The following is a 19885-nucleotide window of genomic DNA, read 5'->3' on the forward strand; positions in this document are numbered from 1 at the left end:
ATTAGTGTATTTGCGGTAATTATAGAAATTGTATACCAATATTTCCATTTAATAGTTGAAAAATAGAAGAGTTATAAGAGAAAAAGCCTTGTAAGTTCTAGGATGAAGAGATTTATAAAAAATAAAGTTTAAAATAATAAAGTTTAAAATAACAATATCTAAATAGGATTAATAGTATATTAATAGTGGAGAAATATAGGGTATAATTAAAGAAATAGATTAAATTTTTTTTCAAATGCTTTATAATGAATAAGCAATTAAAATTTTAATAAATTTTTTTAAAAGCTAAAATAAAAGGTAGGTTGATGATTATGAGTAAACATACGATTATAATGACAGGTGGAGGATCAGCAGGACATGTAACACCAAATTTAGCTTTGATTCCTAAGTTAAAAGAAGAAGGATATGAAATAAAATATATAGGAAGTATTAATGGAATTGAGAGAAAAATTATTGAAGATGCAGGAATAGAGTATTTTCCAATAGAAAGCGGAAAACTTAGAAGATATTTCGATATCAAAAATTTTTCTGATCCATTTAAAGTAATTAAGGGAATTTTTCAAGCAAAGAAAATTATAAAAAGGGAAAAACCAGATATAATTTTTTCAAAAGGTGGATTTGTTTCAGTTCCAGTAGTTATGGGTGCACATTTTAATAAAATACCCGTTATAGCACATGAATGTGATATGACTCCAGGACTTGCAAATAAAATAGCAACACCATATTGTAATAAAGTTTGTGTGACATTTCCCGAAACTTTAAAACATATAAAAGATAATAAGGGAGTTTTAACAGGACTACCAATTAGAGAAGAATTATTCGAAGGTAGCAAAGAAAAAGGATTAGAAATCTGTAATTTTAAAGGTAATAAACCAGTTTTACTTATAATAGGTGGAAGTTTAGGCTCAGTTGTTATAAATAATGCAATTAGAGATTCTTTAGATAAACTTTTAAAAACATATAATATAATCCATATATGTGGAAAGGGACATTTAGATAAAAATAAAGAGGGTTTAAAAGGATATAAACAATTTGAATATGTAAGTGATGAATTAAAACATTTAATGAAATCTGCAGATTATTTTATATCAAGAGCTGGTGCTAATACAATTTTTGAATTATTAGCATTAAAAAAACCTCATATATTAGTTCCATTATCCCAAAAAGCTAGTAGAGGAGATCAAATTTTAAATTCAAGATCCTTTGAAAAAATGGGTTACAGTATGATAATTGAAGAAGAAAAACTTAATGGAGAACTTTTAGTAGAAAAGTTAAAAGAATTAGAAAAAGATAAAGATAAATATGTAAATGCTATGAAAAATAGTAATAGTAGAGATGCAGTTTTAAACATCGTAAATTTAATTAAAGAGTATACTAGAAAAAATACAAAATAATTATATTTGGAGGTGCTACTTTGAAAATTAAGTTTTTTGGGGCTGCAAAAAGAGTTACAGGATCTTGCCATATGCTTATTATTAATGGAAGAAAGGTATTATTAGATTGTGGACTATTACAGGGTAAAGATGAAAGTGAAGTAGGAAATGAAAATTTTAATTTTAACCCGAAAGAAATAGAATTTGTGATATTATCTCATGCACATATAGATCATAGCGGAAGAATACCATTACTTTATAAAAAAGGATTTAAAGGAACTGTAATTTGTACTAATGCTACTAAGGATTTATGTTCTGTGATGTTGCCAGATAGTGGGTATATTCAAGAAATGGAAACAGAATGGAAAAATAGAAAAAGAAGACGACAAGGTTTGCAACCAATAGAACCTCTTTATACTTCTAAGATTGCAGAACTTTCTACCTATCTTTTTACAGGTTATCCTTATGAAGAACTTATAGAAGTATTCCCAGGACTTAAAATTAAATTCAAAGATGCAGGACACCTTTTAGGTTCTGCCATAACAGAACTTTTTATAAAAGAAGAAGGAAAAGAAGAAATTAAAATAGTTTATACAGGAGACTTAGGTAATGAAAATCTACCTCTTATTAAATCTCCTTCTAAAATAGATTATGCAGATTATGTAATTATGGAAACTACTTATGGAAACAGATATCATGATAGAATTCAAAAAGAATTTTCAAAGTTAGCAGAAATTATAATAAAAACTATCAGAAGAGGAGGGAATGTAATAATTCCCTCTTTTGCAGTAGGAAGGGCGCAAGAAGTAATATATGTATTAAAAAATTACGTGGAAAATAAAATATTAAATAATATAAAAGTTTATGTAGATAGTCCATTAGCGTCACAAGCTACAGAAATCTTTAAGAAAAATGAAAATGAATTTAATGATAAAGTACGAAATGAAATTCTAAATGGAGACAATCCATTAGATTTTAATGGATTAAAATTCACATCTACACCAGGAGATTCCATGCGACTTAATAAAATGCAAGAAGGAGCTATTATAATTTCAGCTAGTGGTATGTGTGAAGCAGGAAGAATTAGGCATCATTTAAAACATAACTTATGGAGACAAGAATGTTCAATAGTATTTGTGGGGTATCAAGCAGAAGGAACACTAGGGCGTTCGCTATTGGAAGGAAATAAAAAGGTTAAAATATTTGGGGAAGAAATAGCTGTTAATGCTGAAATATATACATTACAAGGAATGTCTGGACATGCAGATAGAGCAGGGCTTTATAAATTTATTGATTTTTTCAAACAAAAGCCTAAGGAAATTATTTTAGTTCATGGAGATAAAGAAGAACAAGAGAGTTTTTATAATCTTTTAAAAAGTAATGAGTATAAAGTAAGGATTGCAAGTTTGGGAGAGACTTATTTTATAGAAGAGGAAGAAATTATAGATTATTCAATAAGAGATAAGTTAATAAAAACTATTGAAGGTTTTGGTGAAATTAATGAAATAAACAAACATTTAATTCTTCAGAAGTTACAAGATATTTTAACTGAATAATTGAAAATTAAATATAAAAATAAGAATGGATATTTAAATAAGTATTATGTGTAATAAGTGATATTAGATATTTTGAATGAATTATATTAAAATTGAAACTACTTTGATAAACCAATTTGAGAGTATATAATAGAAGGTGTAGAAAACAAGAGAAAACAAGCTGTTTTTTGAAGAAAAATGTAAATAATAAATAATCAGACTAATTAAAAAAATAACAAATATTATGTTTACTATTTACATTATAGGTTTTAAAGTGGTATATTTATAAAGAGAGAAGGTTTTCAAAAATAAAAAACTTTCTAACAATATAAAAAAGTTACAAGCCTTTAGGCTCATCATTCAATTAAAAATTGATATGAATTGTTGAAAAATAATTAAATTATTTTGAAAGAAGGGTTTGGGATGAATAGAAAAATGAAAACAATGGATGGTAACACAGCTGCTGCACACGTAGCTTATGCATTTACTGATGTAGCTGCAATCTATCCAATAACACCTTCTTCTCCAATGGGGGAAAAAGTTGACGAGTGGGCATCACAAGGACAAAAAAATTTATTTGGACAAACAGTTAAAGTTATGGAAATGCAATCAGAAGCTGGTGCTTCAGGGGCAGTACATGGATCATTACAAGCAGGAGCTTTAACAACAACATTTACAGCATCACAAGGATTACTTCTTATGATTCCTAATATGTATAAAATATCAGGAGAATTATTACCAGGCGTATTCCATGTAAGTGCTAGAGCATTAGCAACTCATGCGTTATCAATATTTGGGGATCACCAAGATGTAATGGCTGCTAGACAAACAGGATTTGCACTACTTGCTTCAAATAGTGTTCAACAATCAATGGACTTAGCAGCTGTTACACATCTTTCAGCTATAAAAGGAAAAGTACCATTTGTACATTTCTTTGATGGATTCAGAACATCTCATGAAATTCAAAAAATTGAAACTTGGGGTTATGATCAACTTGGAAAACTTGCAGAAGAAGTTCAAGATGAAATTAAAGCATTTAGAAGACAAGCTTTAAATCCAGAACATCCAGTAACAAGAGGAACAGCTCAAAATCCAGATATATACTTCCAAGGCAGAGAAGCTTCAAATCAATACTATGATAGATTACCAGAAGTAGTTGAACATTTTATGGGAGAAGTTAATGAAATGATAGGATCAGATTATCATTTATTTAACTACTATGGAGCAAAAGATGCTGATAGAATGATTGTTGCTATGGGTTCTGTATGCGAAGCTACAGAAGAAGCAGTAGATTATTTAAATGCTAAGGGAGAAAAGGTAGGTTTACTTTCAGTTCACCTATATAGACCATTCTCACTTGAACATTTCCATAAATATATACCAAAAACAGTTAAGAAAATTGCTGTATTAGATAGAACAAAAGAACCAGGAGCTATGGCAGAACCATTATTCTTAGATGTAACTCATGCATTCTATAACTGTGAACAAAAACCAGTAATAGTTGGTGGAAGATATGGATTAGGTTCAAAAGATACAACTCCAGCTCAAGTAGTAGCTGTATTTGATAATTTAAAAGAAAATGAACCTAAAAATAACTTTACAATTGGTATAATTGATGATATAACTCATACTTCATTAAAAGTTGGAGAAGAGATAGATGTTGCAGGTAAACATACTACAGCTTGTAAGTTCTGGGGCTTAGGTTCAGACGGAACAGTTGGAGCTAATAAATCTGCAATTAAAATCATTGGTGACCATACAGATATGTATGCTCAAGGATATTTCTCATATGATTCTAAAAAATCAGGTGGTATAACAGTATCACACTTAAGATTTGGTAAAGATAAGATTAGATCCACTTATTTAATTAATAAAGCAGATTTTGTTGCTTGTCATAATCAATCTTATGTAAATAAATATGATGTTTTAGATGGTATAAAAGATGGTGGAACATTCCTACTTAACTGTATATGGGATGCAAAAGAATTAGAAGAAAATCTACCAGGTAGTATGAAAAAATATATTGCAGAACATAATATTAAATTCTACACAATTAATGCCGTTAAAATAGCCCAAGAAATTGGATTGGGTGGAAGAATTAACATGATTATGCAAGCAGCATTCTTCAAGTTAGCTAACATAATTCCACTAGAAGAAGCTATTAAATATCTAAAAGATGCTGTTGTAACTTCTTATGGTAAAAAAGGTGAAAAAGTTGTTAAAATGAATCATGATGCAATAGATAAAGGTATAGATGCTATAGTAGAAGTTAAAGTTCCAACAGAATGGAAAGATGCTAAAGAATGTAACTGTGGATGTGAAGAAAACGTAGAAAAACCAAAATTCATCACTGACATAGTTGAAGTTATGAATAGACAAGAAGGAGATAAGTTACCAGTAAGTGCATTTATAGAAAATGTTGATGGTACATTCCCTCCAGGAACAGCTGCATATGAAAAGAGAGGTATAGCTATTAACTTACCAGAATGGAATGTTGATAAATGTATCCAATGTAATCAATGTGCTTTCGTATGTCCTCATTCAGTAATAAGACCAGTTTTATTAACTGAAGAAGAGGCTAACAAAGCGCCTAAATCATTAGAATTTAAACAAGCTAATGGTGGACCAGCAATTAAAGAATATAAGTTCACAATGGTTATTAGTGAATTAGATTGTACAGGATGTGGAAACTGTGCTGAAGTTTGTCCAGCTCCAGAAAAAGCTTTAGTTATGAAACCAGCTCATACTCAAGTTCATAAACAAGAAGCTTATGATTATGCTGTTAGACTTCCTAAGAAAGTAAATCCAATGAATAAAAACACAGTTAAGGGAAGCCAATTTGAAACTCCATTGTTCGAGTTCTCAGGTGCCTGTGCAGGATGTGGTGAAACTCCATATGCAAAAGTAATCACTCAATTATTTGGAGATAGAATGATGGTGGCTAATGCTACTGGATGTTCTTCAATTTGGGGCGGAAGTGCTCCTTCAACTCCATATACTTGTAATGAAAAAGGACAAGGTCCAGCTTGGGCTAACTCATTATTCGAAGATAATGCTGAGTTTGGTTTGGGTATGTTCCTAGGTTCAACTCAAATGAGAGAAAAATTATTTAGTCTTGCAACAGAAGCTCAAGAAAGTGCTCTAAGTGCTGACTTAAAGAAAGCATTACAAGAATTATTAGATAATAGATTTGATGGAGAAAAAACTAAAGAATTAAGAGATAAATTAATTCCAATGTTAGAGGCAGAAAAATCTAATAAATTAGCAGTTGAAATATTAGAATTAAAAGACTTTATTGCTAAAAAGTCTCAATGGATCTTTGGTGGAGACGGTTGGGCTTATGATATAGGCTACGGTGGTGTTGACCACGTATTAGCATCAGGTGAAGATGTTAACATCTTTGTATTTGATACAGAAGTTTACTCAAATACAGGTGGACAATCATCTAAATCTACTCCAACATCAGCAATAGCTAAATTCGCAGCTGGTGGTAAGAGAACTAAGAAGAAAGATTTAGGAATGATGGCTATGAGTTATGGATATGTTTATGTTGCTCAAATAGCTATGGGTGCTGATAAGAACCAAACAATAAAAGCTATTGCAGAAGCAGAAGCTTACCATGGACCATCTTTAATTATAGCTTATGCTCCATGTATTAATCATGGAATTAAAATAGGAATGGGTTGTAGCCAATTAGAACAGAAAAAAGCTGTTGAATGTGGTTACTGGGCATTATATAGATATAATCCAACATTGAAAGATGAAGGTAAGAACCCATTCTCATTAGATTCAAAAGATCCAAAAGCATCTTTCGTTGATTTCTTAAAAGGCGAAGTAAGATTTGCAGCACTTCAAAAAGTAAAACCTGAAATTGCCGACGAACTATATGCTAAGACAGAAAAAGATGCTATGGAAAGATTAGAAAATTATAAAAGACTTTCTAATAATCAATAATATAAAAGTTGTAACTACTAATAATTTAAAATAATATCACTAAGTAGAAATTGGGATATGGATTGCCATATCCCAATTTTTATAAAAAGATATATGAATAAATTTTAAATAGACAAGTTAAATATCATAATAATTTGGTTTTTATAAAGAAATATCATAAAAAATAAAAAAAGTTTAAAAAAAATGCTTTTAATATTATCAAAATAAGGGTATCATTATAACATAAACCAAATTAGGAGGTATATTAAAATGATGGATAAAGAACATAATTGCAACTGTCACGAAGAAATGGGATGTAACTGTGGAGAACATACACATAATGATGAATGTGGTTGTGGTTGCGGATGTGATGACATGGAAGTTTTAACAGTAGAGCTTGAAGATGAAAATGGAAATGTAGTAACTTGTGAAATAATTGATGGTTTTGATTATAAAGAAAAGGAATATGCTGTAGTTGTAAATCCAGAGGATGATTCTTACTATATATTCAGAGTAGAAGGTGTAGAAGGCGACGAGGAAAGTGGAGAATTAGTAGTTCCAGAAGAAAAAGAGTTTGATGAAGTTAGAGATTACTACGAAAATTTACTTGCTGCAGAAGAAGAATAGAAAAAATGAACCGTTGCTTCCGCAGCGGTTTTTCTTTTTTAAATTTTATTATTTGGAGGAAATATTTTGGTTAAACTAGCTATTTTTGATGTGGATTTTACTTTAACTAAAAAGGAAACATTACTTCAGTTTTATAAATTTATGATGAAGAAAAATCCTAAATTTTTAATATATATACCTAGAGCGATTTATTCTGGTGTATTTTATGCCTTTGGATTACATGATGAAAAAAGAACAAAAGAGATTTTTATAAGATTTATAAGGGGCATAAAAGAAAATAATATGGAGGAACTTGTAAAAGAATTTTATGAAACTAATTTATCTAAAATTCTTTACAAGGATGCAATTGATACCATTAGAAAGTTGAAAAATGAAGGATGTAAAATAGTTTTAATATCAGCTTCTCCAGAATTCTATTTAAAGAGTTTTTATAATATAAAAGAAGTGGATAAAGTAATAGGAAGTAAAATTTCGTGTAGAGATGGTTCCTATGAAAATAAGATGGATGGTGAAAATTGCAAGGGTCAGGAAAAGGTGAAAAGATTAGAAGAATATCTAAAAGAAGAAAAAATTGAAGTAGATTTTAAAAATTCTTATATGTATTCAGATTCACTATCAGATTTGCCTTTATTTAATTTAGTAGGAAATCCTTATTTAATAAATTATAAAAAAGGACATGATTCAATAGAGATATTGAATTGGAAATAATACTAAGGAGGTACTACATGAAAATTTTTGAGAATAAGTATTACATTTTAGAAGGAAACTTAGAAACTTCTGAAGAAAAAATAAATACTATATTACAAGAAGGAAAAATAATTTATGAGGTTATAAGAATTATTAATGGATATCCATTATTTTTTAAAGAACATATGGAAAGATTAATTAATTCATGTAATCTTATGAATATAAAGTGTCCAATAGAAGGAAAAGAAATATTCGAAAATATTAGAAGATTATGTACTTATAATAATGTGGAAATAGGAAATATTAAATTGATCATCAATTCTATTACAAAAAAATATTCAATATATTTTATTCATCATAGTTATCCTGAAAAAGAACAATATGAAAAGGGTGTTAAAACTATTCTATATCATGGGGAAAGAAATAATCCAAACGCTAAAGTAGTAGATAATAATTTTAGAGGAAAAGTTAATGAAAAGATCAAAGAAACAGGAGCCTTTGAAGCTATTTTAATAAATAATGAAGGATATATTACAGAGGGGAGTAAATCCAATATATTTATGGTACAAAATAGTAAGGTTTTAACAGCACCAGTAGAAGGAGTACTACCAGGAATTACACGTGCTAAAATTTTAGAAGTAATTGAAACTTTGAATTTAGAATTAGAACAAATAAATTATCATGAAAAATTCATAAAGGATTTAGATGGGCTATTTATATCAGGTACATCTCCTAAAGTGTTACCTATAAGTTTTGTAGAAAATTATAAATTTGATATTAAAAATAAAATTATAGAACAAATAAAGAACGCCTTTGAAGAGGTTATAAAAGATGATATAAATAGTATAAAAAACTACTATATGAAATAAAGTTAATAATAAAGTAATTTATTATTTATACGATAATAAGAATAAAACATAGGATTGTGTAAAGGCACAATCCTATGTTTAGAATAATAAAAATGGGGAGTGAAGGAAATGGAGAAATTTATTTATAGTAATGTAAGTATAGATAAATGTTTAGAACAAGCATCCAAAGAATTAAATATTCCTGTTGAAGAGATTGAGTACAAAGTAGTGGAGGAAGAAACTATGACACAAGATAAAGTTACTATATCCATTTCCTCAAAAGATATAGAAAATAGTGAAAAAGTTGATGGTAAAGCATGTGTAATAGATGGTAAAATAATTGTGAAAAACGGTAAAAACGGTGGTAAACCCGCTATGATTTCTACTGGTAGAAATATTCAAGTAATGGTAGATGATAAGCCAATTTCCACTATATCGGAAGTTTATGAAAATAGTAAAATAGATGTTATATTTAAAGAACAAAAAGCAGTTAGAAATTTAAATATTTCTGTATCAAGAGATTGCATGGGTGCTCATATAGATATTTCTTATGAGCCAGAAATATCTTATAAATTAAAGGATACTGAAGAAAAAAAATGTATAGCTCTTGAAGAGGTAGAAAAGGATAGAATATATCCTCCTAATTTTTCAGTAAGTGAGATAGAAAAGGAATTAATAGCCGCAGGAATAATGTTTGGAATTGATAGAGAAAAAATAAAACAATGTTCAGAGGCTGATGAAGTTAGAGATTTAGTAATCGCTGAGGGAAAGCCTGTTGTAGATAGTGAAGATGATACTTTAGAAGTTAAATTTGAACAGAATTTAAAAAAACATTCTGTAGATTTAAAAGGTAATATAGACTATAAGGCTATTGGTAGTATTCAATCCGTAAAAAAGGGACAAACTCTAGCAATAATTCATAAAGGTAAATTAGGAACTAATGGAGTTAGTGTAAAAGGGAAAATTATCCAAGCTAAAAAGGGAAAGATGTTGCGTATTAAATGTGGTGGTGGATGTGAATTACATGGTAATACAGTAAAATCTACTATTGAGGGAAAGCCTATGTATAAGGGTGGATTGTTTACAGTAACATCAGTACATGAAGTTAAATCTAATGTAGATTTAACTACAGGAAACATAAAATTCGATGGTGATGTAATAGTTTATGGAAATGTTTTAGAAGGTATGAAGGTAGAAGGATTAAATGGTGTTGAGGTTTATAAGTCTGTAGCTAGTGCAGAAATCAAATCTAACCATCATATAAAAATAGGTGGGAACGTTTTATTATCAGATGTTATTGCTGGTGGAAAAAATAATGTGAATATTAAATTAGAGAAGGATATGGGTAAATTACTAGGTGATCTAGAAGAATTGAGAAAATCTACAGAGAAAGTTTTGAAAAATAAGCTTTTAGGTAGAAAAGCAAGGGATGGAGAAATTATAAAGATTTTAATAGAAAACAAATTTCATGATATCCCAAGGATAGTAAAGGAAATGGACAAAATATATGCGGAACATCCAAATTTAGATAGAAATTTCACCTTAGTTTTAAAATCTAATTTATTAGGTTTTGGACCTTTAAATATAGAAAATTATTCAAAACTTTTAGATATTGAACATCTAATCGCTAAACAGAAGGAATTCATAGCATTAGATTCTATAAAACCAGCAGATATTGAGATAGCATATTGTCAGGATAGTGTATTAAGAGCTACAGGAAATATATATATTACAGGAAAAGGGGAATATATTTCAAATATGTTCTCAAATGATAGTATATTCTTCAAAGGATTTAATTCAGTGGCAAGAGGTGGAATTATAAAAGCTAAGAATGAGATACAATGCAATCAAGTAGGAAGTGATGCGGGAGTACCTACTAAATTAATTGTAGATTCAGGTGGAGAAATTTGGGCTAAATTTGCATATAATAACACAAGATTTGTAGTTGGTGATTTAGAATATATATTGGAACAACCTAGCAAAGATATACATGTTTATTTAGATAGACATGGAGAATTACAAATTGATAAATTTAATATGATTTAATATGGGGAGGAGATAAAGTTGAATAATAACGAAGTTAAGGTTTTAGTTTTTAAGGTAAATGAAGAATATTTTGCAGCAGATATAATGGAAGTAGAAAGAATTTTAGGATATGAAGAGACAACTAAAATTCCTGAAGCACCTTATTTTATAGATGGAGTTAGAAACTATGAGGGAAATATTCTTCCAGTAATGATACTTGCAAAAAAATTTAATGTTGAATTTAATGGTATTGAAAATGAATCAAAGGTTATTGTTACTAAAAATGGAGAACAAAAAATAGGTATATTAGTAGATTCAGTATCCGAAGTTATAAATGTTCAGGAGGATGTTATAGAAAAAACTCCTGATATTGCATCTGGAATTTCTAAAAAATATGTAAAGGGGCTTATTAAATTAGATGATAGAATAATAATTTTCTTAAATTTAAATTCTATATTATCTGATGAAGAAAAAGCCTCATTAGAATTTTAAGGTGAAATTATGGAAGGCGATATAAGAATAGGCATAGGGGATTTAAACGTAGGAAAGAACCCAGATATTTTAATAACAGTAGGATTGGGTTCCTGCATAGGTATAGCTATATATGACAAAATAAATAAAATAGGTGGACTTGCACATATAATGTTACCAGATAGTACACAATTTTCTAAGATAAATAATGAAATGAAGTTTGCGAATCTAGCTATACCAATGTTAGTTGATAAATTAGTAAAATTTGGAGCTAATAAAAGAGGAATGAAGGCAAAAATTGCAGGTGGAGCTTCTATGTTTAACTTTCCTGATCAAAAAATGACAATGGATATTGGAAGTAGAAATGCAGATGCTGTAAAGAGATCCCTAAAAGAGTTATCAATTCCTATTATTTCAGAAGATGTAGGAGGGAATAAAGGAAGAACTTTAATTTTTGACACTTCTAATGGAATAGTAACAGTTAAAACTGCTGGCTTAGGAATAAAAGAAATTTAATTATGGAGTGATTTAGTTGAATAAAATTAAAGTATTAGTTGTTGATGATTCAGCTTTAATGAGAAAAATAATTTCAGATATGATAAATCAGCAAAGTGATATGGAAGTAATTAATACGGCTAGAAATGGAGATGATCTATTTGAAAAATTAGATAAAGCTCCAGACGTAATTACTTTAGATGTAGAAATGCCCAAAGTAGATGGCATAGAAGCTCTTAAAATATTAAAAAAATGCAATATAAATATTCCGGTTATTATGTTAAGTTCCTTAACAAAAAAAGGTGCTGAAACTACATTAGAATGTTTAGAGTTAGGAGCTTTTGATTTTGTAGCAAAGCCTTCAGGATCTATTTCATTAGATATAGAGAAGGTAAAAGAAAACTTAGTGGAAAAAATTAGAGCAGCCTATGGGAGAAGAAAATTCCTTGCTAATAGGGCTATTAGAAACACAAAAAGTCCTTTCGAAAAGACATATAATAAATCATCAGAAATTATTAATTCAAGAGAAAAAATCTCCAGAAATAAGGAAACTCTAAGAGAAAGAGAGACTTTGTTTAAACATAATACTATGTCAACAACTATGCATAAAGAGTATAAAATGGAGCATGTTGAACATAAAGAGAACTTAATTAATAATCATATAGAAGGTTCTAGATTAAATAGAAGAGTAATAGATAATAAAAAGATAGATGCGGTTGTAATAGGTGCATCTACCGGTGGACCTAAAGCACTTTATGAAGTAATAACAAAATTACCAGAGTTAAATGTGCCGGTATTTGTTGTGCAACATATGCCAGTAGGCTTTACAAAGGTTTTTGCAGATAGATTGGATAAAAATAGTGTATTAAAAGTTGTAGAGGCTGAAGATAAAATGGAAGTTTCAAGAAACACAGTATATGTGGCTAAAGGTGGATATCATATGGAAATATGGAATGATAAAAAAATTCATCTTAATACTGAACCGGCAATTTGGGGTGTAAGACCAGCTGTAGATAAGCTATTTATATCAGCATCAAAAGTATATAGACAAAATATTTTAAGTGTAGTTTTGACAGGTATGGGTAAAGATGGTGCAGAAGGAACAGTAGCTATAAAAGATGGTGGTGGCGTAACATTTTCAGAAGATGAAAGAACATGTACTATTTATGGAATGCCTAAAGCAGCGTTTAATACTGGAAAAGTAGATGAAGTTATACCTTTAAATGAAGTGGTAAGTAGAATTACTGAAGTAGTTTTAAGGAGAGGGGCATAATTTAGATGGATTTTTTATATTTAGAAAAATGGGTTAAAAAGGAATATGGTATAGATCTTACAGCATATAAGTCTAATCAATTGCATAGAAGAATAGAAAGCTTTGCAACAAGAGTAGGGGCCAAAAATGCAGAACAATTTGTAGATATATTACAAGGAGATAAATCCCAAAAACAAAAATTTTTAGATTTTTTAACTATAAACGTTACAGAATTTTTTAGAAATCCCGATATATTTAAAGATTTCGAAAAAAATATGAAAGACTATATAGCTAAAAATAATAGAGGTATAAAAATCTGGAGTGCAGCCTGTTCCATTGGTTCAGAACCATATTCAGTAGCTATGCTACTAAAGGAAGTAAATAGTAGACAAAGTCCTAAAATATTAGCAACAGATATAGATGCTACTATTTTAAAACGTGCACAAGAAGGGTGCTATACAAAATTAGAAGTTAAAAATATAAAGCCAGAACTTTTAAATAAATATTTTACAAAGTCAGACGATAATTATATAATTAATTCAGATTTAAAACGAATGATTACATTTAAAAGGCAAGATCTTATATTAGATAATTATGAAAAGGACTTCGATATTATTATTTGCAGAAATGTAGTTATATATTTTAATCAAGATGTAAAAGATAAAATCTATAGAAAATTTAGTGCTTCCCTTAAAAAAGGAGGGTTACTTTTTGTAGGAGCTACAGAAAGTATATATAATTATAAAGATTATGGATTTGAAAAAGCTTCTACATTTATCTATAGAAAATTATAGGGGGGATGCGAGATGGATACATCACAATATATGTCTATGTTTTTAGAAGAGTCTATGGATAATTTACAAACATTGAATGAATCTCTTCTTGAACTTGAACAAAATCCAGATGATGTAGATAAGCTAAATGAAATTTTTAGAGTAGCACATACAATAAAAGGTATGGCAGCTACTATGGGATTTTCTGAAATGGCAGAGCTTACGCATAAGATGGAAGATGTATTATCAAAATTTAGAGAAGGCGAACTTAAAGTAACAGAAAACGTAGTCACTACTTTATTTAAATGCCTAGATACTTTAGAACTTATGGTGGACAATATTTCAGAAGGTATAGAAGATGAAGTTGAAATAGATGAAATAATAAATGAACTTAAAAATATTGAAAATGTAAGTTTAAATTCTGAAAAACAAGAAACTAAAGAAGAAGAGACAAATAAAGAAGTAAAAGAAAAAGAAGTAGAAGTAAGTGATAATTCTCAAAAGGCTAATAGTATAGAATTAAATGAGTATGATAGAGATATTATAAAACAAGCTATAGAGAAAAGTTTTAATGTTTTTAGATTAAATGTGGAGCTAGATGAAAACACAATTTTAAAAACAGCCAGAGCATTCTTAGTTTTCAGAGTATTAGAAGATTTAGGGGAAATTATAAAGTCTATACCATCAACAGACGATATTGAAAATGAGGATTTTGAGTTTAATATAGAATTAGTTTTTGTAACTACAAGTGATAAAGAAACAGTTAAGACTGGAGTTATGGGTGTTTCAGAAATTAAAAATGTTGACATACAAGAGATTACTTTAGATGATTTAAGTGAATCTACTCCAAAGGAAGAAATTAAAGAAAAAAAATCAGAAGAAGTTAAAGAAAAAGAAATTAAAGAAGTTACTCCTAAAGCTGAACCTAAAAAGGCTAAAGTAAATAAGAGTGCTAGGAAATCTTCAGATGGTGAACATAAGAAGGCTCACCAATCAGTAAGAGTTGATTTAGAAAGATTAGATAAGTTCTTAACTATGGTATCAGAATTAGTTATTCATAGAACTAGACTTGAGCAACTTGCAAGTAATCATAAGTTAACTGATTTAAATGAAACACTAGAACAAATAGCTAGAACGACTTCTGACCTGCAAGACCTAGTTATGAAAATCAGAATGTTGCCTCTTGAAGTGGTATTTAGTAGATTCCCTAGAATGATAAGAGACCTATCTGTAGAACTTAACAAAGAAATGGAACTTATAATCGAAGGACAAGATACTGAGCTAGATAGGACTGTAATTGATGAAATAGGTGAACCACTAATTCACTTATTAAGAAATTCTGCAGACCATGGTATAGAGTCAAAGGAAGAAAGAATTAAAGCTGGAAAGGATCCTGTTGGAAAGATCAAATTAATAGCTTATCAAGAGGGGACAAAGGCTGTAATTAAAGTAGTAGATGATGGTGCAGGAATAAACGTTGAGAGAGTAAGATCAAAAGCAGAAGAAAAAGGCATCAATACTGAAGGTATGGATGAAAATGATATTAAAAACTTAATATTTAACCAAGGTTTTAGTACAAATACAGAAGTAACAGATATATCAGGTAGAGGTGTTGGAATGGACGTTGTTAAAACTAAAATTACAACACTAGGAGGAACTGTTGATGTTACATCACAAGAAGGTGTTGGTACAATCTTCACAATTAGATTGCCATTGACCCTTCAAATTATCCAAGCTCTTTTAGTTAAAGTTGGAACTGAAACAATGGCGATTTCTTTAGGATATATAGATAGAGTAATTGATTTCAAAGAAGAACTTATTAAGAAATCAAATAATAAAGAAGTTATTCTGTATAGTGGAAATATTATACCATTAATAAGAGTTAGTAAAAAATTGGGATTAGAAGAAGTTAAAGGTGGTAAAAAATATATTGTAATTACAAAGGTTGGAGAGAAAACAGTTGGCTTATTAGTTGATTCATTGTTAGGGCAACAGGAAATTGTAATTAAACCTTTAGGAAAAACTCTTCAAAATCTAACAGAATATATAGGAGCAACTATTCTAGGTGATGGATTAGTTACGTTAATTTTAGACGTTGGTGCTCTTATTTAGGAGGTGAGTTTAATGGATTATAAATCATTAACTCCCATACAATTGGATGCATTAAGAGAAGTTGGGAATATAGGGGTAGGAAATTCTGCTACAGCATTATCTCAGCTTTTAAATAAGAAAGTTGATATTACAGTGCCTAATATAAATATAGTTTCTTTCGAAGAAATATATAATAAAATAGGAGCTGAAGAAATAGTTATTGGAGTTTTGGTGAGAGTTTTAGGAGATGCACCAGGAAATATATTATTTATATTTAGTAAAGATTCTGCATTAAGTATTATAAATGACTTAACAGGTTCTAAAGCTGATGAATTTGATGATATGGGAAAATCAGTATTATGTGAAATAGGAAATATTATTTCAAGTTCATATATGAATTCTATAGGGGTATTTACTAATACAACTTTAATTCCGTCAGTACCAGCAGTTACTTATGATATGCTAGGTGCAATTTTATCTACTACATTTATAGAATCTGGACAATATGATGATCATGTACTTGATATAGAAACATCTTTCCTAGAAGATGAAAGTGAGTTAAGTGGACATTTTTATTATGTTCCAATGCCAGGTTCACTAGAAAAAATATTAAATGCTTTAGGAATATAAGCAAATTATGGAGGTATTATAATGTCTACAAGAGTTTTAATAGTTGATGACGCTACATTTATGAGAATGATGATTAAGGATATTTTAGAAAAGAATTCCTTTGAAGTAGTAGGAGAGGCAGATAATGGTTTGAAAGCTGTAGAACTTTATAAAGCAGAAAAACCAGACGTAGTTACAATGGATATAACTATGCCAGATATGGATGGTATAGAGGCAGTTAAAGAAATTCGTAAAATAAACCCAAATGCTAAGATTATTATGTGTAGTGCTATGGGACAACAAACAATGGTTATGGATGCTATAAAGGCAGGAGCTAAAGACTTTATTGTAAAGCCATTCCAAGCAGATAGAGTAATAGAAGCCATTAAAAAAGTAGTTGGCTAGGAGGCAGTGATATGCAAGTAGTTATATTCAAAATTTTGGATGAACAGTTTGCAGTAGAAACTGAAAAGATTAAAAGTATAAATGATATGATGGAAGTTACAGCTGTGCCTAAGGCGCCAGCATATATTAAGGGGCTTATAAACTTAAGAGGTAATGTAAGTTCACTTTTAGATGTAAATCTTTTATTAGGATTGGAACAGAGCAAAGAACAAAGTAGTATTATTATATTAAATTTACAAGAAGAATCTGTTGGAATTGCAGTAGATGAAGTTAGTGAAGTATTAGATATAGAAGAAAGTCTAATAGAAAAAACCGAAGAACTAAAAGAAAAACCTTACTTAAAAGGTGTAATTAATTTTAAAGATAGAATAGTAACTTTAATTGACATTAATAAAATGATACCAAACTATTAATATCAATTTGAAAACAGAAATGAGGGAAGAGTATGGCTGATGTATTATCGCAGAATGAAATAGATGCCCTTTTATCAGCTTTATCATCAGGGGAGTTAGAACCTGATGAGCTTCAAGAAGAAGAGGAACATAAGGTTAAAAAGTATGATTTTAGAAGCCCTCAAAAATTCTCTAAGGAGCATTTAAGAACTCTAGAGTTAATCCACGATAACTATGGTAGGATAATTTCCACATATTTAACAGGGCAAGTAAGAACAAATATAAAAGTAAAGATTGAAACGATTCAACAAATAACATATGAGGAATTCATACATTCAGTATCTAATCCTACTATGCTTACAATTTTCAAAATGCCACCACTAAATGGTACTTTACTTTTTGAAACAAACCCTGAGTTTGTATTCCAAATTATAGACATGCTTCTAGGTGGAAGTGGTACTAGAAAAAATGAAATTAGAGAATTTACAGACATAGATAAAAAGATAATGTGGAGAGTTAATCAAGGGTTAATTGAAAACTTGAAGTTAGCTTGGGAGGATATAGTACAAGTTCAACCAGAAATAGAAGGGCTTGAAACTAATCCTGCTCTAAATCAGACTTTGGCACCTAATGAGCCAGTTGCTTTAATTACTTTTACAGTGGAAATGGGTGAATATAATACTTTTATAAATATCTGTATTCCTTATCTTAGCGTAGAGAAGTTGCTTGATAAGTTAGAAGTACAATATTGGTTTAGAGGAAATAATGAAGAAGTAGAAGAAGAAGTAGAAACAACTAAGCTTAGAAAACGTTTAGATATAGTAGATGTAAAGATGTTAGCCGTTTTAGGAGAAAGTAAAATTACAATAGAAGATTTCTTAAAACTTTCTGTTGGCGATGTGGTTTCGTTAGAGCAAAAGGCTATAGATCCAGTTGAAATTTACATAGGTGAAAAGCCTTATTATTATGCTAAACCAGGAATATTAGGCAAAAACAAAGGAGTACAAGTTCTTGATATTATAGATAAGGATGTGGAAAGCTATGAATAATGGATTTCTTTCACAAGAAGAGATAAATGCACTATTAAATGGTGGCAATGACACAGAAAATTCAGGTAGTATGCCAGTGGAAGAAGCAAATAATAATGAAGATTTAACTAATATAGAAAAAGATATTTTGGGGGAAGTTGGAAACATTTCCATGGGGTCTGCATCAACAGCGTTGTCTACAATTATTGGTCAACCTGTAAATATAACTACTCCTACAGTATCTACAACTACTTTAAATAAAATGAGGAATGAATTTGAAATTCCTAATGTTGCATTAGATGTGAAATATACTAGTGGAATAGCAGGTAGTAATTTATTTGTTATGAAAATTACAGATGCAGCAGTTATAGCTAATTTAATGATGGGTGGAGACGGTAAGATAGAAGAAAAACCTACAGAACTGTCAGAACTTGAAATTAGTGCTGTATCTGAGGCTATGAATCAAATGATAGGTTCTGCTGCTACTTCAATGGCAACTATGTTTACGAGAGAAGTAAATATATCTCCTCCAACATCAAAAGTTTGGGATGATCAAACAGTTGATTTTTCTCAATGTATTGACGGAGATGAAGAAATAGTTAGAGTTTCATTTAGAATGACTATAGGAGATTTAGTAGACAGTAATATTATGCAAATTCTTCCTATGGATACTACAAAAACTATTATAAATATAATGATGGGTAATGAACAAAAAGGAAATAATGCACAGGTTTCAGCTAAATCAGTAGAAGAACAGTTACCAGTGCAAAATAATCAACCAATTTATGAGGAGCCAGTAAGACAGCAGCCAGTTTATGAAACACCTGCGCCTAATTATACTCAAGCTCCAGTTTATGAAAAACCAATTGAACGTGCACCTGTAAATGTTCAACAGGCTACTTTTGCTCCATTACAAGGAACAGGAGTACAAGATGTACCAAGAAACATAGATTTAATATTAGATGTACCTTTGAATATTTCTGTTGTATTAGGTAGATCTAAAAAGAATATAAAAGATATTTTAGAACTTGGAGTAGGTTCTTTAATTGAATTAGATAAATTAGCTGAAGAACCAGTAGAAATACTTGTAAATGGAAAGAAAATTGCCTATGGAGAAGTTGTAGTAGTAGATGAAAACTTTGGTGTAAGAATTACAAGTATAATAAGTTCAGAAGACAGAGTTAGAAGTTTAGGAAAATAGTAATTAAAAAGACATGTATAGAGTGCATGTCTTTTTTTTATGAAAAAGTTTACATATAGTAAATTACTGTGAAATTTGTATTAAATGCTTCATGTTTATGGAAAATAGTATATAAACTTTTAAGTATCATATACGATAAT

17 protein-coding genes are annotated in these 19885 nt (G+C 29.5%); all 17 read left to right on the top strand.

The annotated features are described in order from the left end of the window. The first annotated feature begins 311 nt into the window (after positions 1 to 311). Positions 312 to 1394, top strand: a complete 1083-nt coding sequence (locus QOZ93_RS04715) for an undecaprenyldiphospho-muramoylpentapeptide beta-N-acetylglucosaminyltransferase (RefSeq protein ID WP_307355301.1) — start codon at positions 312 to 314, stop codon at positions 1392 to 1394. Positions 1395 to 1414: 20 nt separating this feature from the next. Beyond that, positions 1415 to 2929 carry an MBL fold metallo-hydrolase RNA specificity domain-containing protein gene (locus QOZ93_RS04720; protein WP_307355302.1) on the top strand — a complete coding sequence of 505 codons (1515 nt, stop codon included), beginning with the start codon at positions 1415 to 1417 and terminating at the stop codon, positions 2927 to 2929. Positions 2930 to 3331: 402 nt separating this feature from the next. After that, a complete protein-coding gene (gene nifJ / locus QOZ93_RS04725; protein WP_307355303.1) occupies positions 3332 to 6862 on the top strand; it encodes a pyruvate:ferredoxin (flavodoxin) oxidoreductase in 3531 nt (1176 codons plus the stop codon). A 252-nt stretch (positions 6863 to 7114) separates the two neighbouring features. Further along, positions 7115 to 7468 (top strand): DUF1292 domain-containing protein, encoded by a 354-nt coding sequence (locus QOZ93_RS04730; RefSeq protein WP_307355371.1) that lies wholly within the window; start codon positions 7115 to 7117, stop codon positions 7466 to 7468. Positions 7469 to 7534: 66 nt separating this feature from the next. Then, the gene (locus QOZ93_RS04735; protein WP_111941624.1) at positions 7535 to 8176 is read left to right on the top strand and encodes an HAD-IB family hydrolase; all 642 of its coding nucleotides are present in this window, start codon (positions 7535 to 7537) and stop codon (positions 8174 to 8176) included. A gap of 17 nt (positions 8177 to 8193) precedes the next feature. Beyond that, entirely contained in the window at positions 8194 to 9024 is an 831-nt protein-coding gene (locus QOZ93_RS04740; RefSeq protein WP_307355304.1) for an aminotransferase class IV, read from the top strand. Between the two features lie 108 nt (positions 9025 to 9132). Then, complete coding sequence (locus tag QOZ93_RS04745; RefSeq protein WP_307355305.1) at positions 9133 to 11049, top strand: flagellar assembly protein A; 1917 nt, start codon at positions 9133 to 9135, stop codon at positions 11047 to 11049. 18 nt (positions 11050 to 11067) lie between these two features. Further along, on the top strand, positions 11068 to 11520 hold the full coding sequence (locus QOZ93_RS04750; RefSeq protein ID WP_307355306.1) for a chemotaxis protein CheW: 453 nt from the start codon (positions 11068 to 11070) through the stop codon (positions 11518 to 11520). 9 nt (positions 11521 to 11529) lie between these two features. Further along, entirely contained in the window at positions 11530 to 12015 is a 486-nt protein-coding gene (locus tag QOZ93_RS04755; RefSeq protein ID WP_307355307.1) for a chemotaxis protein CheD, read from the top strand. Positions 12016 to 12031: 16 nt separating this feature from the next. Then, positions 12032 to 13267: a protein-glutamate methylesterase/protein-glutamine glutaminase gene (locus tag QOZ93_RS04760; RefSeq protein WP_307355308.1), complete on the top strand. Its 1236-nt coding sequence runs from the start codon at positions 12032 to 12034 to the stop codon at positions 13265 to 13267. Positions 13268 to 13272: 5 nt separating this feature from the next. After that, entirely contained in the window at positions 13273 to 14040 is a 768-nt protein-coding gene (locus QOZ93_RS04765) for a CheR family methyltransferase (RefSeq protein ID WP_307355309.1), read from the top strand. Positions 14041 to 14052: 12 nt separating this feature from the next. Next, the gene (locus tag QOZ93_RS04770; RefSeq protein WP_307355310.1) at positions 14053 to 16131 is read left to right on the top strand and encodes a chemotaxis protein CheA; all 2079 of its coding nucleotides are present in this window, start codon (positions 14053 to 14055) and stop codon (positions 16129 to 16131) included. A 12-nt stretch (positions 16132 to 16143) separates the two neighbouring features. Then, positions 16144 to 16740 (top strand): chemotaxis protein CheC, encoded by a 597-nt coding sequence (locus QOZ93_RS04775; RefSeq protein WP_307355311.1) that lies wholly within the window; start codon positions 16144 to 16146, stop codon positions 16738 to 16740. A 21-nt stretch (positions 16741 to 16761) separates the two neighbouring features. Next, on the top strand, positions 16762 to 17124 hold the full coding sequence (locus QOZ93_RS04780) for a response regulator (protein WP_111941642.1): 363 nt from the start codon (positions 16762 to 16764) through the stop codon (positions 17122 to 17124). A gap of 11 nt (positions 17125 to 17135) precedes the next feature. Then, positions 17136 to 17537 (top strand): chemotaxis protein CheW, encoded by a 402-nt coding sequence (locus QOZ93_RS04785; RefSeq protein ID WP_307355312.1) that lies wholly within the window; start codon positions 17136 to 17138, stop codon positions 17535 to 17537. Positions 17538 to 17569: 32 nt separating this feature from the next. Then, positions 17570 to 18565, top strand: a complete 996-nt coding sequence (gene fliM / locus QOZ93_RS04790) for a flagellar motor switch protein FliM (protein ID WP_307355313.1) — start codon at positions 17570 to 17572, stop codon at positions 18563 to 18565. After that, the gene (gene fliY / locus QOZ93_RS04795; protein WP_307355314.1) at positions 18558 to 19745 is read left to right on the top strand and encodes a flagellar motor switch phosphatase FliY; all 1188 of its coding nucleotides are present in this window, start codon (positions 18558 to 18560) and stop codon (positions 19743 to 19745) included. The genes fliM and fliY overlap by 8 nt, the downstream gene beginning before the upstream one ends. Positions 19746 to 19885 lie beyond the last annotated feature (140 nt).

The organism is Hathewaya limosa, from assembly GCF_030815255.1.
Classification (GTDB): Bacteria; Bacillota; Clostridia; order Clostridiales; family Clostridiaceae; genus Hathewaya; species Hathewaya limosa.